Here is a 20,182-nt window from a genome sequence, read left to right on the forward strand (position 1 = left end):
GTCGGGGCGGCTTAATAGGTTAGCGTGTTGGACGATAATCAGCGTGCCTGATCGGTCATTTTTCGGGCGCTGGCAGGGTCACCGGCGTGAGCACCGGGCGGCCGGCAAAGTATTCCACCAGGTTGTCGGCCACGCGCTGCACGGTGTCGTGGGCGGCTTCGGGCGACAGGCCGGCCACGTGCGAGGTGAGCACGGTATTGCTCAGGCGCTTGAGGGCGTCGGGCACCTTCGGCTCGTCGTCGAACACGTCCAGCGCGGCGCCACCGATACGGCGTTGCTCAAGGGCCGCGACCAGGTCGGCGGTGACCACCACGCTGCCGCGGCCGATATTCACCAGGTAACCGTTGGGGCCCAGGGCGTCGAGGGCATTGCGGTCGATCAGGTGGCGAGTGCTGGCGCCGCCGGGCGTGGCCAGGATCAGGAAGTCCGAGTTGCGCGCCAGCTCCACTGCGGTGGCGCAGTAGGTGTAGTCGACATCATCGCGCGGCTGGCGGTTGTGGTAACTCACTTCCATGCCGAAACCCAGGGCTGCGCGCTTGGCGATTTCCAGGCCTACGGCGCCGAGCCCGAGAATCCCCAGTTGCTTGCCACCCAGGGACGGGCGCATCACCTTGGGCCACTCGCTGCGCCGCACCGCCGCATCGGTCTGCGGGATGCCGCGTACCAGCGACAGCAGCAGCGCCATGGCGTGGTCGGCCACCGACGGCGCGTTGACCCCGGCGCCGTTGGTTACCACGATGCCGCGGTTGCTCGCGGCCTGCAGGTCCACGTGCTCGTAGCCGGCGCCGATCACGCAGATGATCTCCAGCAGCGGCAGGGCGGCGATTTCCTCGGCATACAACCCCAGTGGGCCGCGCGTCAGCACCGCCTTGATCTGTCCACCATGGGCCTTGATGGCCTGGGCACGTTCGGCCGGTGTCGGCGCGAGGATCACATGAAAGTCATTGCTCTCGATGATTTGCAGGTATTCGTTGATGGTTTCAACCAGGACCAGAACAGTGGTGGTCATCGGAACGCTCTTCCTGAAGGGTTTGAAGGGATGAGTATGCGCGATTTGTAAGTAATATCGTTTCGCCGCGTCAGAAAAAATGCAGGGTCGAAGGCGAGCGCCTGCCGGTTCAGAAACTGACCTCGGCGGCTTTCACCCGCTGTACAAAGGCGCCCGCCAGCGTGGCGTTGTGGTGCTCGATAATCGCCTCGGCCTTCAGTGCCGGGGTGTCCATGCAGGTATGCGCGTCTTCCGGCAGTACCACGCCAAAGCCCAACTCCACGGCCACCCGGCACGTGGTGTCGATGCAGAATTGGGTCTTCATCCCGGCGATCACCAGTTGCTTGACCTGCGCGGCGTGCAGTTGCTGCGCCAGGTCGGTGCCCAGGAAGCAACTCGGGCGAGTCTTGTCGAAGAGCTGATCGCGGGCCGCATCGACGTCCAGCGCAGGCCACAGCTGCCAGAACGGGCTGCCTGCGGCGATTGGAGAACCCGCCGGACCGGTGTGGCGGGCCACGAAGATCGGCGCATGGGCCGCGCGTGCGCGCTGGATCAGTTGATTGATGGTGCCCAGCACCCGCTCGCGTTCGAAGGGTTTCTCCGGGCCATCGTACAGGCCGGTTTGCATATCGATGATCAACAGGGCGTCAGCCATGGTGTTGCTCCTTGTGATTGCCAGGTGGCGGAGCAATAAAAAGGCCCCGTCCATTGCTGGCGGGGCCTTGGGTTGAATCTGCGGATGTTTAGTTCAAGCACCCACAGCCACCGCGCGACCCGCCTTGAGCGGTCGTGGTGGTGGTACGGGTGAGGTACTGCGCGATCAGGTTCATGGCCCGATCATGCTGGGACAGGCGCGGGGCTGTCAACGGGCAACAAGGTGTTTCGTACGGCCTCAAGGAATTCGTCCGACAGCTGATTGCCGCGTGTCGCACGGGCGAGAGTGACGGCGCCGATCATCATCGCGTATTTCGCCAGCATCGCCTGGCGATCCTCATCCTGAAGCTGGGCAAAGATCTCCAGCGACTTTTCGACCCCGTCTATGAAAGTGTGCTGCAGCGCTGTGTCGGCGGGCTCGTGGCACATATCCGGGGTGAACGCCGAGATCGGGCAGCCGTCACCCGGGTTGTCGCGGTGGGCCGCCGACAGATAGGGGGCCAGGACTGCCTGGCGCGCCGCTTGCCGATCTTCGCTGGTGCGGATCTTTTCCTGCCAGCCCAGGTTCGCGTGCTCGAAGGCCTGCTGGCAGGCCTCCGTGGCCAAGGCTTCCTTGGACGCGAAGTGGCCGTAGAAGCCGCCGTGGGTCAGGCCGGCCGCGGCCATCACATCCGACAGGGTGATGCCGTGCAACCCCCGCTCACGAAACAGGTGCGTGGCGGCCTCGACGATGATTTCACGGTTGAGTTCGGCTTGTTTGCGGGAGACGCGAGGCATGGCGGGGCTCACAGGAAGAATGGCGGGTGCTGTATGAAAACTACAGCAACGGGCGCCATTCTAAAATAGATTTGTGCGGGAATGTATTAGTCCCTAGAGGCCGCACGTGTTGCGCCCCTGGCCGCATTCGGGGCGCAGCAGCGCTCAGGCGATCACTGCGGGGCGCTGCGTCGCGCCTTGTCCTGCTCGGCTTGTGCGATGGGCATGAAGTTGTAGGTGGGGAAAAATTCCGTGGTGTACACCCCCCACGCGCTGTTTTCGATTGCCAGGTTGACCTCTGCCAGGCGCGAGGCCGGCAGGCGCAGCACGACGACCTGGCCGATGCCCATGGTGATGTTCCAACTCACCACCTCCACCCCGGCGGGTGGGAATACGGCGTGAAACGCTTGTTTGGCCAGTTGCGTCTTCAACTCGCCCAGAGGGCGCGACTGATCGTGTTTAAGAAACACGGTCAACATGATCGCGTTATCGGCAGTGATGGCCGTATTTTTTTCTGGCGGCGCAGCAACGGTCGCTGCAGCGGGCAACAGCGCGGCGGCCAGCAGTGCAGGTACTAACAGCAAACGAAGAGGGTTGCGTCTATTCATGGTCGGGCACCTTGTTCTTTGTTGTTTGGAAGAGTGCTAAACATCAATGTTTAATTAGTTCGACATGGCTGTCTTGAGCGGGCCTTTATACGGAGCGTGTACTACGTAAATGCGTACGGGAGGTTGTGTGGGAATCATGTCGCGCGGAACTTCGCGAGAGTAAGTGAATTCGCTGTTATCAAGTTTCTCCAGGCGCCTGACGATGGTTCGGTTCGGGCCGAGGTCCGGGATCAGGATATGTGTCTTGCGGTCGCCCGTGACCATGAAGTATCCGCCGCCGCCATCGGCATGCTTTGAGCGGCCGGTGTCGGTGTAGAAGAACTCATAGCGATTGCGCAGTGGGTCCCACATGGATAGGCCAACGACGCCGGGGTAGTTGGCCTTGACGTCCTTGTCCGGCTCGCCTTCGATATAGACCTTGGTGGTTAGCCATTGCGGCGAAGACGCCAGCGCGTGAATGTCCGCTTCAGGTAACACGTGTTCTGTGGCACTGGCGTGCGGGATGAGAAAACAGCTGAGTAACAGGCTGGTAAATACAGCATTAAGTCTTCGCATGGTCGAACTCCTGGTGTTTTAAGGGAGCGGTGTTGTTGTTTTTCTTCGGGTCGGCTGCGGGCGATATTAGTTTCAAGTTTGGCGGTGACTCAATGGCTGTGTAGGCTTATGTAACAATTGTCGCGGTGGCGTGCTTATTATTTTATTTAGATAGCCGTTAGTGTCCGATTGAGTTGTAGGTAGGTTCTCTAAATACGTCGAGTCCAGTTAATACGCCAAGACTTGGCTGCATTCACGAATAGCACGCTGCAATCGCTCGAAACGGTTTCAGCATTCCCGACAACCATCGCCCAGGGCGGCTCTGGAGCGGCTGCACCGGCAAACCGTTCCTCAGCTAAGTCTTTGCTTATTCAAGAGAATCCCGGACAATCACGCCCCTTCTATGGTCGGGGCGCTGCCTGTCAGGTTTTTCTGACTCGTCCCGGCTATGTAAATGCGGAGATCCGACCGGATGAATGATCAGGCCAATAGCGTCGACGAACGCTATGCAACGACACCTGCAACCCTCACAAGCTGGAGCCGCCAGGACACCACCTGGATGCTTGGCCTGTTCGGCACCGCCATTGGCGCCGGTACCTTGTTCCTGCCGATCAATGCCGGCCTGGGCGGCTTCTGGCCCCTGGTGATCCTGGCGGTGCTGGCCTTCCCGATGACGTTTTTTGCCCACCGTGGCCTGACCCGTTTCGTACTGTCCGGCCGCGAAGGCTCCGACATCACCGACGTGGTCGAGGAGCACTTCGGCATCCGCGCCGGTGCGCTGATCACCTTGCTGTACTTCTTCGCAATCTTTCCGATCCTGCTGATCTACAGCGTGGCGCTGACCAACACCGTCGGCAGCTTCATGGAGCATCAACTGCACATCATGCCGCCGCCACGCGCGATCCTGTCGTTGGTGCTGATCCTCGGCCTGCTGGCTGTGGTGCGGTGCGGCGAGCAGGTAATCGTCAAGGCCATGAGCCTGATGGTGTACCCGTTTATCGTCGCCTTGCTGTTCCTGGCGGTGTACCTGATCCCTCACTGGACGGGCGGCATCCTCAGCACCGCCAGTGTGGTGCCGGCGCCGTCCGCGCTGCTCAATACGCTGTGGCTGGCAATCCCGGTGATGGTGTTTTCGTTCAACCACTCGCCGATCATCTCGGCCTTCGCGGTGGACCAGAAGCGCCAGTACGGTGCCCACGCCGATGAGCGCAGCTCGCAGATCCTGTCCCGCGCGCACCTGTTGATGGTGGTGATGGTGCTGTTCTTCGTGTTCAGCTGCGTGCTGACCCTGTCGCCGGCGCAACTGGCCGAAGCGAAAGCGCAGAACCTGTCGATCCTGTCGTACCTGGCCAACCACTTCAACAACCCGACCATCGAGTTCGCCGCGCCGTTGATCGCGTTCGTGGCGATTGCCAAGTCGTTCCTCGGTCACTACATCGGTGCCAGCGAAGGCCTCAAGGGCCTGGTGCTCAAGAGCGGCCGGCGCCCGGCTGCGAAGACCCTGGACCGCATCACCGCCGCGTTCATGCTGGTGGTGTGCTGGATCGTCGCCACGCTCAACCCGAGCATCCTCGGCATGATCGAGACCCTGGGCGGCCCGATCATCGCGTCGATCCTGTTCCTGATGCCGATGTACGCGATCCGCAAGGTACCGGCGATGGCCAAGTACCGTGGGCAGGCGTCCAACGTGTTTGTCACGGCGGTCGGCCTGGTGGCGATTACCGCGTTGATTTACTCGCTGCTGTCCTGACCGCGGGACTCACGCCAAAAAGCCGATTCGCGCAGACCGCGAATCGGCTTTTTTTTGCGCTCGAAAAACCTCAATGCAGGCTAAGCTGACGCACCTCATTTGCCAGGATGGTCGGGCCGCTTGAACACTGAACCTGCTACTCCCGTGGCTGCGCCGCCCACCCGTACCCAGGACCTGCTCGCCGGCTTATCGATTGCCGGCCTGCTGCTGCCGGAAGCCGTGGCCTATTCGAGTATCGCCGCGCTGCCGCCCCAGGCCGGGGTGATTGCCTTGTTCGCCGGCCTGGTGTGCTACGGCCTGTTCGGCACCAGCCGTTTTGCGATTGTCTCGGCCACCTCGTCTTCGGCGGCGGTGTTGGCGGCCGCAACGTCCAGCCTGGCCGCAGATGACCCGGCGCTGCGGCTGTCCCTGGCGTTCGGGCTGGTGCTGGTCACCGGGGTGTTTTTCCTGCTGGCCGGGCTGTTCAAGCTCGGCGGCGTCACCTCGTTTATCGCCAAGCCGGTGTTGCGTGGCTTTGCCTTCGGCCTGGCGCTGACCATCATCCTCAAGCAATTGGCGAGTGTGGTGGGCGTGCACCTGACCGATAACAACCTGGTCCGCTTCCTGCCGCAATTGCTCGAGCAACTGCCACAGTGGAACTGGCCGGCGGCCATGGTGGCCGGGGTGGCGTTGCTGCTGCTCTGGGTGTGTGCACGCATGCCGCGCGTGCCTGGCGGGCTGGTGGTCGTGGTGCTTGGCATCGCGGCCGGGCAATACCTGAACCTGCAGGCCCACGGCGTGGCCCTGATCGGCATGATCGACCTGCGCCTGGAGCTGGGGCATTTGCCGGTGTTGCCGTTCGCCGACTGGCTGCGCCTGGGGGAATTGGCGTTTGCGCTGGTGATGATCCTGTACGCCGAGTCCTACGGTTCCATCAGCTCATTCGCCCTCAAGCATGGCGACCGGGTGTCATCCAACCGTGATCTGCTCGCGCTCGGTGCGGCCAACCTGGTGTCCGGGCTGTTCCACGGCATGCCGGCGGGTGCCGGTTACTCGGCGACTTCGGCCAACGAGGCGGCCGGTGCCTACTCGCGCTTGGCGGGAATCTTCGCCGCGCTGGTGATCCTGGTGATTGTGCTGACGGTGTTGCCGTATGTCGCGCTCACCCCGGAGCCGGTGCTGGCGGCCGTCGTCATCTATGCCTTGGGTCGAGGCTTGAGCCTGCAACCCCTGGGGCGTTATTTCATCTGGCGGCGCGATCGGTTGCTGGTGGTCTGTGCGGTGGCGGCCGTGCTGGTGCTCGGCGTGCTGGATGGCTTGCTGGTGTCGGTTGCAATCAGCGTGATGCTGATGTTGCGCCAGATGTCCTCAGCCGACCTGCAGGTGCTCGGGCGCCTGGGCAACAGTCACGACTTTGTCGATCGCCTGCACCATCCCGATGCCGTGGCAGTGCCCGGGGTATTGATCGTGCGGCCCAGTGAGGCGCTGTTTTTCGCGAATGCCGAGCGCATCCTGGGCGCAGCGTTGCGCTTGATGCGTCAGTCTCCAGTCGACGCAGTGGTGCTGAGCCTGGAAGAGTCGCCCGACCTTGACGGCACCAGTATCGAAGCACTGGCAGGTTTTTTTGCCCAGGTGCGCGGGGAGGGCAAGCGCCTGGTGCTGGCCCGTGTGCGGCATGACGCCCGCGAAGTGCTGCAGGGACTGCCCGAGGCGTTGGCGCCGCAGGTGCTGCTCAGCGGCCTGAGCGTCGACGGCGCGGTGCAATTGGCGCTGGAGGCCAGCACAAGCTAGAAGCTGCAAGCTACAAGCTGCAAGCTGCAAGCTACAAGCTGCAAGCGACAAGCGACAAGCGACAAGCGACAAGCTCTAAGCTTGAGGCTTGAGGCTTGAGGCTTGAGGCTTGAGGCTTGAGGCTTGAGGCTTGAGGCTTGAGGCTTGAGGCTTGTAGCTTGTAGCTTGTAGCTTGTAGCTTGTAGCTTGTAGCTTGTAGCTTGTAGCTTGTAGCTTGTAGTTTGCAGCTTGCAAAAAAACGCCGCGTACCTTGCGGTACGCGGCGTCTTTTACGTCAACACACCCTTAGGCTTGAATCACCGGGATGTTGGCGCTGGCTGCGATCTTGCGGAACTCAGCGATCTGGTCGAAGTTCAGGTAGCGGTAAACGTCACTGGCCATGGTGTCCAGTTTCGCTGCGTAGCCCATGTACTCTTCAACCGTCGGCAGGCGACCCAGCGTGGAGGCAACTGCCGCCAGCTCGGCGGACGCCAGGTAGACGTTCGCGCCGTCACCCAGACGGTTCGGGAAGTTACGGGTCGACGTCGACACCACGGTCGAGTTCGGTTCTACACGTGCCTGGTTACCCATGCACAGCGAGCAGCCCGGCATTTCCATGCGCGCGCCAGCCTTGCCGTAGATGCCGTAGTAGCCTTCTTCGGTCAGTTGGTGAGCGTCCATCTTGGTCGGCGGCGACAGCCACAGACGGGTTGGCAGCTGACCCTTGACCTGTTCCAGCAACTTGCCGGCAGCGCGGAAGTGACCGATGTTGGTCATGCACGAACCGATGAACACTTCGTCGATCTTCTCGCCGGCAACGCTCGACAGCAGACGGGCATCGTCCGGGTCGTTCGGTGCGCAGAGGATCGGCTCGTTGATTTCGGCCAGGTCGATCTCGATGATTTCGGCGTATTCGGCGTCGGCATCGGCTTCCATCAGCTCCGGGTTGGCAACCCAGGCTTCCATCGCTTGAGCACGACGCTCCAGGGTGCGTGCATCGCCGTAGCCTTCGCCGATCATCCAGCGCAGCAGGGTGATGTTGGAGTTCAGGTACTCGGTGACGGAGTCCTTGGACAGCTTGATGGTGCAACCGGCAGCCGAACGTTCAGCCGAGGCGTCGGACAGCTCGAAAGCCTGCTCCAGCGTCAGGTCGTTCAGGCCTTCGATCTCCAGGATGCGGCCGGAGAAGGCGTTTTTCTTGCCTTTCTTCTCTACGGTCAGCAGGCCAGCCTGGATCGCGTAGTAAGGAATGGCGTGCACCAGGTCACGCAGGGTGATGCCAGGTTGCATTTTGCCTTTGAAGCGCACCAGGATCGATTCCGGCATGTCCAGTGGCATTACGCCAGTGGCTGCGGCGAACGCGACCAGGCCAGAACCGGCCGGGAACGAGATGCCCATCGGGAAACGGGTGTGGGAGTCACCACCGGTACCGACGGTGTCCGGCAGCAGCATGCGGTTCAGCCAGCTGTGGATGATGCCGTCGCCTGGACGCAGCGATACACCGCCACGGGTCATGATGAAGTCAGGCAGGGTGTGGTGGGTGGTCACGTCGATCGGCTTGGGGTAAGCCGCGGTGTGGCAGAAGGACTGCATTACCAGATCGGTCGAGAAGCCCAGGCACGCCAGGTCTTTCAGTTCGTCACGGGTCATTGGACCAGTGGTGTCCTGGGAGCCCACGGTGGTCATCTTCGGTTCGCAGTAGGTGCCAGGACGAACGCCTTTGCCTTCTGCCAGGCCGCAGGCACGGCCGACCATTTTCTGCGCCAGGGTGAAGCCCTTGGTGCTTTCAGCCGGTGCTTCCGGCAGCTTGAACAGGGTCGAAGGCGGCAGGCCCAGCTCGGCGCGAGCCTTCTCGGTCAGGCCACGGCCGATGATCAGCGGGATACGACCGCCGGCACGGACTTCGTCCAACAGTACTGGCGTCTTCATTTCGAAGGTGGTCAGTACTTCATCGCTGTTGTGCTTGGTGACTTTGCCAGCATGTGGGTACAGGTCGATCACGTCGCCCATGTTCATGTTGGTGACGTCGAATTCGATCGGCAGGGCGCCGGCATCTTCCATGGTGTTGTAGAAGATTGGAGCGATCTTGCTGCCGAAGCAGAAGCCGCCAGCGCGCTTGTTCGGCACGTAGGGGACGTCGTCGCCGAAGAACCACAGTACAGAGTTGGTCGCCGATTTACGCGACGAACCGGTACCGACCACGTCACCGACGTAGGCGATCGGGAAGCCTTGGCCGCGCATCTCTTCGATCTGCTTCATCGGGCCGGTCTTGCCTTGCTCGTCCGGCACGATGCCTTCGCGAGCCATTTTCAGCATGGCCAGGGCGTGCAGCGGGATGTCAGGGCGCGACCAGGCGTCCGGGGCAGGGGACAGGTCGTCGGTGTTGGTTTCGCCGGTGACCTTGAACACGCGCAGGCTGATCTTGTCGGCCAGGGTCGGACGGTTCTTGAACCACTCGCCGTCGGCCCAGGACTGGATTACGGCCTTGGCGTGTTCGTTGCCGTTACGGGCTTTTTCAGCGACGTCGTGGAACGCATCGAACATCAACAGGGTGTGCTTGAGTTGGGCGGCGGCGACAGGTGCCAGGGTGGCGTCGTCCAGCAGCTCGACCAACGTCACGATGTTGTAGCCGCCTTGCATGGTGCCAAGCAGTTCAACAGCGCGTTGCTTGCTGATCAGGGGGGAAGTGGCTTCGCCCTTGGCCAGGGCAGACAGGAAACCGGCCTTGACGTAGGCAGCTTCGTCAACACCTGGTGGAATGCGGTTGGTGATCAGGTCAACGAGGAATTCTTCTTCGCCAGCCGGAGGATTTTTCAGCAGCTCGACCAGGCCTGCGGTTTGTTCGGCGTTAAGCGGCTGGGGAACGATACCCAGGGCGGCACGCTCTTCGATATGTTTGCGGTAGGCTTCAAGCACAGTTATTACCCTCATCAGTGGTCCCACGGGACGCTCATCCAGAAATGATCGGCACGCATGCGCTCGGGGGCTTTTTGGGCCGCAAAGCCAGCGCTGCCGGCATTCCTCACAGAAGCTGCTTTCAAAGTTTTACGCCTGCAGAACGGAGCTGATGAGGGTTGGCGGGGGTCCTGACCTACCGGGTCGAACCCCCGCCAACACCGTTCTGAAGGAACGACTGTGCTCGTGACGCTTTGAAAACAGCTTCCAGCGGATTATTGGCGCCTTACAAGGCCGGATGATTCTACGGCAAAAAATTTCTAAAGGTAAGTTGCCTCGCCAAGTTTGCAGGGTGATGAAGGTTAGACAAAGGGCTAACATGGCGCACTGTTTCGCTGATTTGCGTGTCGTTGCCCATGTCCAACCAAACCATCAAGACCCCCTGCGTCGGCCTGTGCTCCACGGTTTACGGCGATCTCGTGTGCCGTGGCTGCAAGCGTTTCCACCACGAAGTGATCCAGTGGAATGGCTATAACGAAGAAGAAAAACGGGCAGTGTGGCTGCGCCTGGAGCAGCTGTTGGTGCAGGTGATGGCCGGGAAACTGGAGATTTTCGACCCCAAGACCCTGCGCGGCCAGCTGGAGCAGCGCAAGATTCGCTTCGTGCCGCACCAGTCCGAGTACTGCTGGGCCTATCAGTTGATTGCCCGGGGCGCACGGGTGATTTCCAACCTGGAAGCCTATGGCATGGTGCTGTTGCCGGAGTTTCGTGACTGGAACCTGCCGGACTTGCGCGACGCCATCGACCGCGAGTTCTTTATCTTGTCCGAGGCCCACTACCAGCGCTATATCGCCCCGGGGTTCCTCAAGGACGCGTTTGGGTACTGATGAAGCTCCCACCTTTGAAGCCAGCCAGCACCGGCCTGCGTGTCAGACCTGGGTGGCCAGTTCCTCCAAGTGATCCATCAGCTCCTGCGGCTTGAGCACCAGCACGTCGCTTTCGACCTTATCCAGCACCACCTCTGCCGTATTGCCGATCAGTGCCCCGGAAATCCCGGTGCGCGCCACGGTGCCGATGATGGTCACCGCCGCCTGCCATTTATGCGCCGCGAACGGGATCAGCACATCCGCCGGGCCTTCCTCGATATGCAGGTGCGCATCGTCCACATCGAACTCAGCCTGGAAAGCCTTGCATTGCTCGCGATAGCGCGCCTCGATGGTCTCCTTGAGCTGGAAGGTCGGGTCCGCCGCCGACAGCATGGGTGACGGATGGGCGCTGATCACATGCAGCTGCGCCTTGGCCAGGCTGGCGATATCAAAGCCATGATCGATGATCGAATTGTGCAGCGAACGGTGCTCGCCATCGGTGTTGCCCACATCGATCGCGGCCAGGATCACCCCGCCAGCCCACGGCGTAGCGGTCTTGACCAGCAGCACGGCCGTTGGGCAGTAGCGCAGCAACTTCCAGTCCGCCGGGGTCAACAGGGCCTTTTTCAACGGGCTGTCGGGGAAATGCTGCTTGATCACCAGGCCACAGCCTTCGGCCTGCTGCACGTCGATGATGGTTTCGTGCAGGCTCTCATTCCAGGCCTGCTCGGTGGTGACGCTGTAGCCGTCCTCTTGCAGGGAGGATTTAAGCAGGCTCAACAGCGCCGAGTGCTCGTGCTTGCGGTCGCACACCAGCAGGTGCAGGTGCGCGCCGGTGACCCCGGCGATCAACTTCGCGCGCTTGAGGGCCAGGCTTTCCGAATGTTCGGGCTCGATGACCACCAGGATGCTGCGAATGGCTTGCATGATCGGGATCTCCAAAAAGGGGCGGGCTGGAACAACTATAGTTGCTGCTCGCCGGACGTCATGTTGATGCACATCAAGGCCGGTGGCTGGTGGTCTGCGGCGCGGTCGGTATAATCGGCGCCCTTTTGTGATCCTTTACCCGTGAGCCCGATGAACCTGCCCGAAATCCACGAATTCCTCGGCTGCCGCACCCCCGACGCCTGGGTCCAGGCTGCGCTGGCCGATCAGGACACCCTGCTGATCGACCACAAGAACTGCGAATTCAAGGCCGCCAGTACCGCCCTCAGCCTGATTGCCAAGTACCACGGCCATGTCGACCTGATCAACATGATGTCGCGCCTGGCCCGCGAAGAGCTGGTGCACCACGAACAAGTCATGCGCCTGATGAAAAAGCGCAAGGTTGAACTGCGCCAGTTGCACGCCGGGCGTTATGCCTCCGGGTTGCGCAAGGTGGTGCGCAGCCACGAACCGGTCAAGTTGGTGGATACGCTGGTGGTCGGCGCATTTATCGAAGCGCGCAGTTGCGAGCGTTTCGAAGCCCTGGTGCCGCATTTGGACGAAGAACTCGGCAAGTTCTACTTCGGCCTGCTGAAAAGCGAGGCGCGGCACTTCCAGGGTTACCTCAAGCTGGCCTACCAGTACGGCGACGCCAAGGACATCGCCCAGGTGATCGAGCGGGTGCGGGCGGCCGAGCAGGAACTGATCGAGTCACCCGACATCGAGTTCCGCTTTCACAGTGGCGTACCAGCCTGAGGCCACGGCCACGCCGATCAACGCGGTGATCGCGGTCAGCAGCAGGATCACCGTTTGCGTGCCCAACGGGCTGGCCAGCAGCGCAACCGCCAGGCCGGCCATCGGTTGTGGCAGGTTGTTGAGCAGGGTGATCACACCGACGGTCTTGCCGAAATCCTGCACCGGGATGACTTTTTGCCGGACGCTGCGCATGTACATGCTGTACATCTTGTCGAAGCCGATCACCAGCAAAAAGCCCATGGTGTAAGCCCACAGCGTCGGGCTGAGGGCGGTGATCAATGCGCCGAAGGCGATCAACACATACGACAGGCCACCCAGCACTTTCAGCGGCAGTGCGCTGCGCGCCAGGTAAAACAGAATCGCGATGGTCACCAGGGCGCCGGCGGCTTGCAGCAGGGCGTAGGCATCCTTGTCTGCCGCGTAGAGACCGATGACCATGGCGGCGGACGTGGCCAGCGTGACCCCGATGATCAAGTTGACCCCGACCGTCAGCGCAATCAAGCGCTTGAGCCCCGCCAACTGCTGGATATGCCCGAAGGCAATACGCAGCGGTTGCACCCAGATATCCCGGTGCTGCGCATGGTGTGCAAGCGTCACGGTATTGCTGCGCTGCCAGGCCCACATGGCCAGATCCGCCAGCACAAACAGGCCGGCGATGCACAGAACCACCCAATGCCAGGCCCACACTTGCAGCATCAGTGCGGCAATCAGCGGCCCCAGCACCAAGCCGCTCTGGTCGGCGATCTGCGAGTAGGAGAGGGTCTTGGCATAACTGTATTGCTGGAAAACATGCGGCATCAGCACTTCGCGGGCCATGATGCCCTGGGTGGTCAGCACCCCGCATAGCGCGGAAAGCCCCACGATCCAATAAATGCCGTCGAACACCGCGTACAGTGCCACCGCCACCCCACACGCCAGCGCCCGGTAGACCTGGCTGATATGCAGGATGCGCACCGGGGAAAACTTGTCACACAATGCGCCGCACACCGGGAAGGCGAGAAAGCGTGGCAGTGACTCGACGAAAAACGCCAGCCCGGCCCACGACACACTCTGGGTGGTCTGAAACACGATCAACGGCACGATAAACAGCAGGATCTGGTCTGCCAGCCGTGACAGAAACAGTGAAACGAAGAACGCCAGGTAATCCTTGCGCATACAACTCCCTGTGAATGGCGTTAAAGAGTGCGGGCTATTTGTTAAAAACTCTTAAAAGCATGAAGCTTCGTCGGCCGCCGTTGACCAGTGGGGTCAGAGGCCCAGCTTGCCACCTATAATGCCCACTCTTCAATCCGCCTTTGCACACTGAGAACTTATGGAAAACCTGGGTCTGGGCAAGGTCCTGCTCGTTGAGGACGACGAGAAGCTGGCAGGGCTGATCGCGCACTTTCTGTCGCAGCATGGCTTCGAGGTGCGCGTGGTGCACCGGGGCGACGAAGCCCTGGCGGCGTTTCTCGAGTTCAAGCCGAAAATTGTCGTGCTCGACCTGATGCTGCCGGGGCAGAGCGGCCTGCATGTGTGCCGCGAGATTCGCAATGTGTCCGACACGCCGATTGTGATCCTCACCGCCAAGGAAGATGACCTGGACCACATCCTCGGCCTGGAGTCCGGGGCCGACGACTATGTGATCAAGCCGATCAAGCCCCCGGTGCTGCTCGCACGCCTGCGCGCGCTGCAGCGTCGGCAGGCGCCGGAGCCGACGGTGCGCGGCTCCATCGCCTTCGGGCGACTGGCGATCGACCGCAGTTGCCGGGTGGTCAGCCTCGGGGAGGAGCAGGTCGACCTCACCACCATGGAGTTCGAACTGCTGTGGTTGCTGGCCAGCAGCGCCGGCAAGATCCTCTCGCGCGACGACATTCTCAACCGCATGCGCGGCATCGCCTTCGATGGCCTTAACCGCAGCGTCGACGTGTACATCAGCAAGTTGCGCAGCAAGCTCAATGACAATCCCCGCGAGCCGGTGTGCATCAAGACCATCTGGGGCAAGGGCTATCTGTTCAATCCGTTTGCGTGGGAGGTCTAGATGCTGCGGCTGTTTCTGCGCCTGTATGTGATTTTGGCGATCGGCCTGGCGGCGGCGATCTGGCTGGTCAACTACACCTTCGACGAACTGCTGCCCGAAGCCAATGAAACCTATAACCGCGAAGCCCTGCGCGGTCCGGCCTATGGGCTGGTAGAGCAATTACGGCCGCTGCACGGGGACGAGCGCCAGGCCCGGCTGGACGAGCTGCAAGTGCATTACGGCCTGCGCCTCAAGCTGGTGCCCAAAGACACCCAGGCGCTGACCGCGCGTGAACAACAACTGCTGGCCGAAGGGTTGCTGGTGGTGCGTGGCGACTTCCGGGAATTCCTCACCAGCATCGACGGTGGCCCGCAGTTGCTGGAAATCAAGCTGCCGGAAGAGCCCAAATGGCTGTACCTGTGGGCCTATGGGTTTCTCGGGTTGTGCCTGGCCATCGTCCTGTACTTCTGGGTGCGCCCGCACTGGCGGGACCTGGAGCATATCCGCCTGGCCGCGCAACGCTTTGGCGACAACGACCTCGGCTCGCGCATCCTGCTGCCGCGACGCTCCACCGTGCGTGAGCTGGCCGGGCACTTCAACCAGATGGCCGAACGCATCGAAAGCCTGATCGCCAATCAGCGTGAACTCACCAACGCGGTGTCCCACGAGCTGCGCACGCCGATTGCGCGGTTGTCGTTCGAGCTCGACCAGCTCAAGCAACAGGCCGACCCACGCGAGAGCCGCGCGTTGATCGCCGACATGTACGCCGACCTCGGCGAGCTGGAAGAAATGGTCTCCGAACTGCTCACCTATGCCAGCCTGGAGCGCGGCGCCACCCAGGTGACCCGCGAGCGCATCGAGGCCCACAGCTGGCTCGACAGCGTGATCGGCAGCGTGGCGCTGGAGGCTGAGGCGGCTGGCATCCAGCTGTCGCTGCGCACCTGCGAGGTGGACTTTATCCAGATCGAACCGCGCTTCATGGCACGTGCGGTGATCAACCTGCTGCGCAATGCCATCCGCTACGCCGAGCGCCGGGTCGAAGTGTCGCTGGTCAAGTTCGGCAGCGGCTATGAAGTGCGCGTGTGCGACGACGGCCCCGGTGTGCCCGAGGACGGTCGCGCGAAGATCTTCCAGCCATTCATGCGCCTGGACGCCAGCCGCGACCGCCGCACCGGTGGCTTCGGCCTCGGCCTGGCGCTGGTGCAGCGGGTCTCGCAGTGGCATGGCGGGCAGGTCCAAGTACTCGATTCGGAATGGGGCGGGGCGTCGTTCCGGATGACCTGGGCGTATGCCGAGTAACAAGCGTCCATCGTGCAGAACTCACCGGTGGGAGGGGGCTTGCTCCCACAGGTTGATGGGGTTACCTCATTAGAACGTGTACTCAAGCACGCCCATCACCGACGTTTGTAGCCTGCGCTCGACAATCGGGCTCTTGCCCGCTTCATCCGCCAGGTACTGCACATCGAGCAGGGTCGAGAATCCGGTGTGTTCGCTGATCGGCACGCTCCACACCAGGTTCACGCCGTTGCTGATATTGCCCGCACCGGCCTTGTAGGCCTGGAAGCGGCTTTGCGCCGCTTGGCCGGTGGTCACGCCGTACCAGGTCTGCAGGTAGTTGCGGTCACCAAAATGGCTGCTGAGACTGGCGTCGACCGAACCGTAGCGGCCGTCATAGAGGTTGGTGCCCAGGCTCAGTTCCAGATGAGTGAAGGCCTTGCCGCTGTCTTTGTGGTCGTCTTCCTTGAGCGCGTGCTTCAGGGTCGCGCCGACGATTACGCCGCCCAGGTTGTAGCTGGCACTTACCCCCACTTGCGGACGGGCCTTGATCTCGCCCATGCCCTTGAGTCGCTTGGAGCCGGCGTGCAGGCTTTCGTTCTTGTCTTTACGCGAACTGCTGGCGCCCACGTAGGTGCTGAAGCTCAAGGCGTTGCCTTCATATCCCCAGCCCAGGCCTTTGTCGGTGTCGAGGAAAATCCCCCACGGGCTGACGACTTTGCCGCCCAGCAGCGGCGCGCTCATGCGCTGGTCGCTGCCGCTGTAGCGCGGCGCGTTGGCGACGCCGGCCTTGAGGCTGTATTGCCAGTCTTCGGCCAGGGCGCGGTCGGCACCGGCCAGCAGGCACAGTGAGGAGAGCGACAGGCACAGGGTGGTCGAGCGCATAAGAATGTCCATCCAGGGGGGTTAGAGAACCAGGGGTTTATGAGGGGATTGCGTGCGTTTGAAGGCGTAGCCCGAGGCGCTGAGGCCGTTGACCTGGCGGCTCACGGTGTCGCCCAGGCCATAGCCGTTACCGGCCAGCACCGCGTGGGCGTTGTCGACCGGCAGCAGGATGTAGTCGGTCAGCGGTTCGTCGTGCCGTTGGCCGCGTATCACCAGGAAGCCGTCTTCCAGGCGCACGCTGACACCGCTCAACGGTGCGTCGGGCTCATGGGTGTTGAGCACTTGATACGTGCCGATGGTGTCGGCCCAGGCCAGGGGCAAGGGCGGCGGGTCGATGCGCTCGCCGATGGCGATGCGTTGGCCGTGGCTGCGCGCGGTGAGCATCTGGCGGCCTTGCACCGTGACAACGTCCAACTGGATGCGGCTGAGTTCGCCGAGGTCCTTGAGCCAGAAGCCGAGGACTTTTTTCTGCGCGCGCAACCAACCTTCGTCGTCGCGCAGCAACTCGAAATCGAAGCCGGCCAGCTCGCCTGCCAACCGGCTGTGGCCATCCTTGATGCGAAACACGCCCCAGGCGGTCGCATAGAACCCGGCCAGGCGCTTGCGGTCGATGGCCGCCGGCACGTGGCGCAACTTCAGGCCATGGCTGGGCGCCTGGCAGTCATCGGCGCAGACTGCCTGGCCGGTTTGTGCCTGCAGCATCAGGCGCAGCGTGTCGGTGGCCAGCGTGGCAACCAGTTCCTCGGCATGGCTGTCATTGGCCATGATGATCACGCCCAGTTGCTGGTCCGGCAGCAGGGTCAACTGTGCAGCAAAATCATCTCCTCCACCGCTGTGCTGGTAGGTGCGTATGGCGGGGCCGACCGGTTCGTCACCGCAGGGCGCGAGGAACCAGGCCAGGCCCACCTGGCAGTCGAAGTCCAGCGCGTTGCCGGTGTTTTGCTGGGTGAACATTTGCTCAATCGAGGCACTGCGCAGCAGCCGCTGGTCTTTGTAGAGGCCGTGGGCAAACAGCATCTGCAGGTAGCGCGCGAGGTCCTTGGGACTGGTCCACAAACCACCAGCGGCGAGGTCGCGCACCTGGGCATCGGGGCTGGCGATGCCGTCCTCGTAGCCTTGGGCGCGGTAGTCCTGCGCGCTGCGGGTGCCGGTAAACCCCGACTGGTTCATCTCCAGCGGCTTGAGCAGGCTGTGCTGCAACTGGGCTTCGAAGCTGTTGCCGCTGGCGCGTTCGATGGCGGCCCCGACCAGCGCATAAGCAAGGTTGGAATAGGCCACTTGAGAGCCCGGTGGACTGCTCAACCACACGCCGGAGATGCGCATCGGCATCTGGCCCATGGCGAAGTCGCTGCGCAGGTCGCGCAGGTGTTCGCTGGGCAGGCCGGATTGGTGGCTGAGCAACCGCCGCAAGGTGATATCGCGGTCGGCGGCGGCCGGGTCGGCATGAAAGCGCGAACGCACATGGAACTCGCGCAGGGTCTGCTGGATCGGGGCATCCAGGGCCAGCCGCTGTTGCTCGACCAGTTGCAAAGCTGCCGTAGCCGTCAGCAGTTTGGAAATGCCGCCGGCGCGAAACGCCGTGTTTGGCGTGACCGGCACGCCCCGCGCCTTGTCGGCCAGGCCGAAGCCGCGCGCCCAGATCAGTTCCTGGCCATTGACCAAGGCAATCGACAGGCCGGCCACGTTGTCGCGCGCCATGTCGCGCGGAATACGCGCCTGCAGGTAGCGAATGACGGCGGCGTAGTCACCCTTGGGAATCGGCGGCGGGGCCGGCGATTGCCCTTGGCAACCGAGACTGCCGAGCAGGCAACCCAACAGCGGAATACCGCGCAATGTGCGAAACATGAAGAGCACCCGGATGGCCGTTTGGATGCTCGAATGCTAGGGAAGCGCGGTCCGACAATCTTTGCGAGCTTTGTCGGGAAACTGTCAAAGACTGTTAACGGGTCAACCCCAGGCGCTCATGCCATTGGGCGATGGATTCTTCTGGGTATTCCTCGAACTGCAGGTCGCCCTTGCGCACGCTGACCTCGACCCAGGGCGCCTTCGAACCGAGCATCAGGTGCGTGTGTTGCGGCGGTACCGGCAAGGGCGTGTCGATGGCCGAGGCGAACGGGTGGATCAGTTCCGGCCATTCCGGGCTGAACAGCCACAGGGCGCTGCCGCACTGCGAGCAGAAGTGCCGCTCGGCGGTGCTGGCGTGGGCGCGACTGGCGCCCTCGGGCTTGAGCCGCGCGTGATAGATCGAAATCTGTTTGCGGCCCTGGACCTTCAAGCTCTGGGTGTCCCCGGCCAGGTTGATCGCGTAGCCGCCACCGCCTTGGGTCTTGCGGCAGATCGAGCAATAGCAACGCTGGTAAGGGTAGGGATGGGCGCTGTTCAGGCTGAACGTCACGGCGCCGCAATGGCAGGATCCTTCGAGTTGCATGGGGCGTCTCCTCTGGCAAGGTGACTGCTGAGCTTAGGCGCTCTGCGGCATCAGCGTGGCAATCAATGCACGAATGGTCCCCGGCAGTGCTTCCAGCTCGCGTACCAGGATGCTGCGCTCGCGAATCGCCCAGGGCTCATCCAGCTTCACCGCCACCAACTGCATGGTGCGACTGTGCCGCACCGCGGCAGACTCGGGAATGATGCCGATCCCGACCCCGGCCTCGACCATCCGGCAGATCGCCTCGAAGCTCGACACCTGGATGCGCAGCGACAAATGTTTGCCCAGGCGTTCCACGTGTTCACGCAGGAAACTCAACAACGTGCTGCCTTCATGCAGGCCGATATGCTGGTAGGCGAGGGTTTGCTCCAGGGTCACCGAGGGCAGCTGCGCCAGCGGGTGGTCGACCGGTACCATCAGCACCAGTTCATCGGTGCTGAAGTGCAGCACCTGCAGACCCGCGGCCTCCACGGGGCCGGCGATGATGCCCATGTCGCTGGTGCCATCGAGCACGCCGCGCACGATATCGCGGGACAGGCGTTCCTGCAGGTCCACGGTCACGCCGGGGCGCTGCGACAGGAAACCCGCGAGTACCTCCGGGAGGAACTCGGTGACCGCCGTGGTGTTGGCGAAGATGCGGATATGCCCGGCAGAATCGACGCCGTATTGGGTGAACTCACTCTTCAGGTAATCGACCTGGCGCATGATCAACCGCGCATGGTGCAGCAGCCGTTCGCCCGCCGGGGTGATCTCCACGCCACGGCTGTCGCGGTACAGCAGGCGCGTGTCGAGTTGGCCCTCCAGGGCTTTGATCCGCGCACTCGCGGCAGCCGGCGAGAGAAACGCACGCTTGGCGCCCTGGGTCAGGCTGGGGGATTCGGCGATATGGATAAACAGGCGCAGGTCGGCGAGATCAAAGTGCATGCAAGACACCTATTCGGGCAACGGTGATGGCAACAAGGCGCGGGCAGGCCAGCGCCTACAAGGAACACGCTTGTAATTGAGGCTGGCGTTCAGCATAACCGAACGCTGGTTTATTGAAATGCAAATTCTCAGAACGGGCACGCGCTTGCATGATCCGGGGCAGACACTCACTGCCCGAGGACCTGCACCCG

At 62.3% G+C, this 20,182-nt stretch carries 18 protein-coding genes; 6 read left to right on the forward strand and 12 right to left on the reverse strand.

Annotation, left to right across the window (positions count from 1 at the left end):
* Positions 1–55: 55 nt before the first annotated feature.
* From AC07SI_RS19965 to AC07SI_RS19985, 5 genes are all read right to left on the reverse strand, one after another.
* Entirely contained in the window at positions 56–1,009 is a 954-nt protein-coding gene (locus AC07SI_RS19965) for a 2-hydroxyacid dehydrogenase (protein WP_065907927.1), read from the reverse strand.
* 109 nt (positions 1,010–1,118) lie between these two features.
* Positions 1,119–1,643 carry a cysteine hydrolase family protein gene (locus tag AC07SI_RS19970; RefSeq protein ID WP_495006359.1) on the reverse strand — a complete coding sequence of 175 codons (525 nt, stop codon included), beginning with the start codon at positions 1,641–1,643 and terminating at the stop codon, positions 1,119–1,121.
* A 182-nt stretch (positions 1,644–1,825) separates the two neighbouring features.
* A complete protein-coding gene (locus AC07SI_RS19975; RefSeq protein WP_065907930.1) occupies positions 1,826–2,419 on the reverse strand; it encodes a TetR/AcrR family transcriptional regulator in 594 nt (197 codons plus the stop codon).
* 152 nt (positions 2,420–2,571) lie between these two features.
* On the reverse strand, positions 2,572–3,006 hold the full coding sequence (locus AC07SI_RS19980) for a hypothetical protein (protein WP_495006360.1): 435 nt from the start codon (positions 3,004–3,006) through the stop codon (positions 2,572–2,574).
* Between the two features lie 54 nt (positions 3,007–3,060).
* Positions 3,061–3,561 carry a DUF4822 domain-containing protein gene (locus AC07SI_RS19985; protein WP_262135757.1) on the reverse strand — a complete coding sequence of 167 codons (501 nt, stop codon included), beginning with the start codon at positions 3,559–3,561 and terminating at the stop codon, positions 3,061–3,063.
* A gap of 451 nt (positions 3,562–4,012) precedes the next feature.
* On the opposite strand from AC07SI_RS19985, the gene AC07SI_RS19990 reads away from it, so the two are divergent.
* Positions 4,013–5,290, forward strand: coding sequence for a serine/threonine transporter (locus AC07SI_RS19990; RefSeq protein WP_065907935.1), 1,278 nt, complete (start codon positions 4,013–4,015; stop codon positions 5,288–5,290).
* 120 nt (positions 5,291–5,410) lie between these two features.
* The gene (locus AC07SI_RS19995; RefSeq protein WP_256595078.1) at positions 5,411–7,060 is read left to right on the forward strand and encodes a SulP family inorganic anion transporter; all 1,650 of its coding nucleotides are present in this window, start codon (positions 5,411–5,413) and stop codon (positions 7,058–7,060) included.
* A gap of 285 nt (positions 7,061–7,345) precedes the next feature.
* Here AC07SI_RS19995 and acnB read toward each other — a convergent pair whose 3' ends face one another.
* Positions 7,346–9,955 carry a bifunctional aconitate hydratase 2/2-methylisocitrate dehydratase gene (acnB, locus tag AC07SI_RS20000; RefSeq protein ID WP_065907939.1) on the reverse strand — a complete coding sequence of 870 codons (2,610 nt, stop codon included), beginning with the start codon at positions 9,953–9,955 and terminating at the stop codon, positions 7,346–7,348.
* A 395-nt stretch (positions 9,956–10,350) separates the two neighbouring features.
* Between acnB and AC07SI_RS20005 the strand changes: the two genes are divergently transcribed.
* Positions 10,351–10,821, forward strand: a complete 471-nt coding sequence (locus AC07SI_RS20005; protein WP_495006361.1) for a DUF1289 domain-containing protein — start codon at positions 10,351–10,353, stop codon at positions 10,819–10,821.
* Positions 10,822–10,863: 42 nt separating this feature from the next.
* Here the strand turns inward: AC07SI_RS20005 and AC07SI_RS20010 are convergent, their stop codons facing one another.
* A complete protein-coding gene (locus tag AC07SI_RS20010) occupies positions 10,864–11,727 on the reverse strand; it encodes a universal stress protein (RefSeq protein ID WP_495006362.1) in 864 nt (287 codons plus the stop codon).
* A gap of 150 nt (positions 11,728–11,877) precedes the next feature.
* Here AC07SI_RS20010 and AC07SI_RS20015 point away from each other — a divergent pair, with 150 nt between their 5' ends.
* The gene (locus tag AC07SI_RS20015) at positions 11,878–12,480 is read left to right on the forward strand and encodes a MiaE family protein (protein WP_078048732.1); all 603 of its coding nucleotides are present in this window, start codon (positions 11,878–11,880) and stop codon (positions 12,478–12,480) included.
* Here AC07SI_RS20015 and AC07SI_RS20020 read toward each other — a convergent pair.
* Positions 12,436–13,635: an MFS transporter gene (locus AC07SI_RS20020; RefSeq protein WP_495006363.1), complete on the reverse strand. Its 1,200-nt coding sequence runs from the start codon at positions 13,633–13,635 to the stop codon at positions 12,436–12,438. The genes AC07SI_RS20015 and AC07SI_RS20020 overlap by 45 nt on opposite strands.
* Before the next feature lie 157 nt (positions 13,636–13,792).
* Between AC07SI_RS20020 and AC07SI_RS20025 the strand changes: the two genes are divergently transcribed.
* Positions 13,793–14,500 carry a response regulator gene (locus tag AC07SI_RS20025; protein WP_065907949.1) on the forward strand — a complete coding sequence of 236 codons (708 nt, stop codon included), beginning with the start codon at positions 13,793–13,795 and terminating at the stop codon, positions 14,498–14,500.
* Positions 14,501–15,778 carry an ATP-binding protein gene (locus tag AC07SI_RS20030; RefSeq protein WP_495006364.1) on the forward strand — a complete coding sequence of 426 codons (1,278 nt, stop codon included), beginning with the start codon at positions 14,501–14,503 and terminating at the stop codon, positions 15,776–15,778.
* A 69-nt stretch (positions 15,779–15,847) separates the two neighbouring features.
* Here the strand turns inward: AC07SI_RS20030 and AC07SI_RS20035 are convergent, their stop codons facing one another.
* The 4 genes from AC07SI_RS20035 to AC07SI_RS20050 form a co-directional block, all read right to left on the reverse strand.
* Positions 15,848–16,639: a MipA/OmpV family protein gene (locus AC07SI_RS20035; protein ID WP_495006365.1), complete on the reverse strand. Its 792-nt coding sequence runs from the start codon at positions 16,637–16,639 to the stop codon at positions 15,848–15,850.
* Between the two features lie 21 nt (positions 16,640–16,660).
* Positions 16,661–18,484 carry a serine hydrolase domain-containing protein gene (locus AC07SI_RS20040; RefSeq protein WP_495006366.1) on the reverse strand — a complete coding sequence of 608 codons (1,824 nt, stop codon included), beginning with the start codon at positions 18,482–18,484 and terminating at the stop codon, positions 16,661–16,663.
* Positions 18,485–18,578: 94 nt separating this feature from the next.
* Complete coding sequence (locus AC07SI_RS20045; protein ID WP_106803643.1) at positions 18,579–19,067, reverse strand: GFA family protein; 489 nt, start codon at positions 19,065–19,067, stop codon at positions 18,579–18,581.
* A gap of 33 nt (positions 19,068–19,100) precedes the next feature.
* On the reverse strand, positions 19,101–19,991 hold the full coding sequence (locus tag AC07SI_RS20050; RefSeq protein ID WP_065907961.1) for a LysR family transcriptional regulator: 891 nt from the start codon (positions 19,989–19,991) through the stop codon (positions 19,101–19,103).
* Positions 19,992–20,182 lie beyond the last annotated feature (191 nt).

Source organism: Pseudomonas sp. GW821-FHT05D12, from assembly GCF_059419825.1.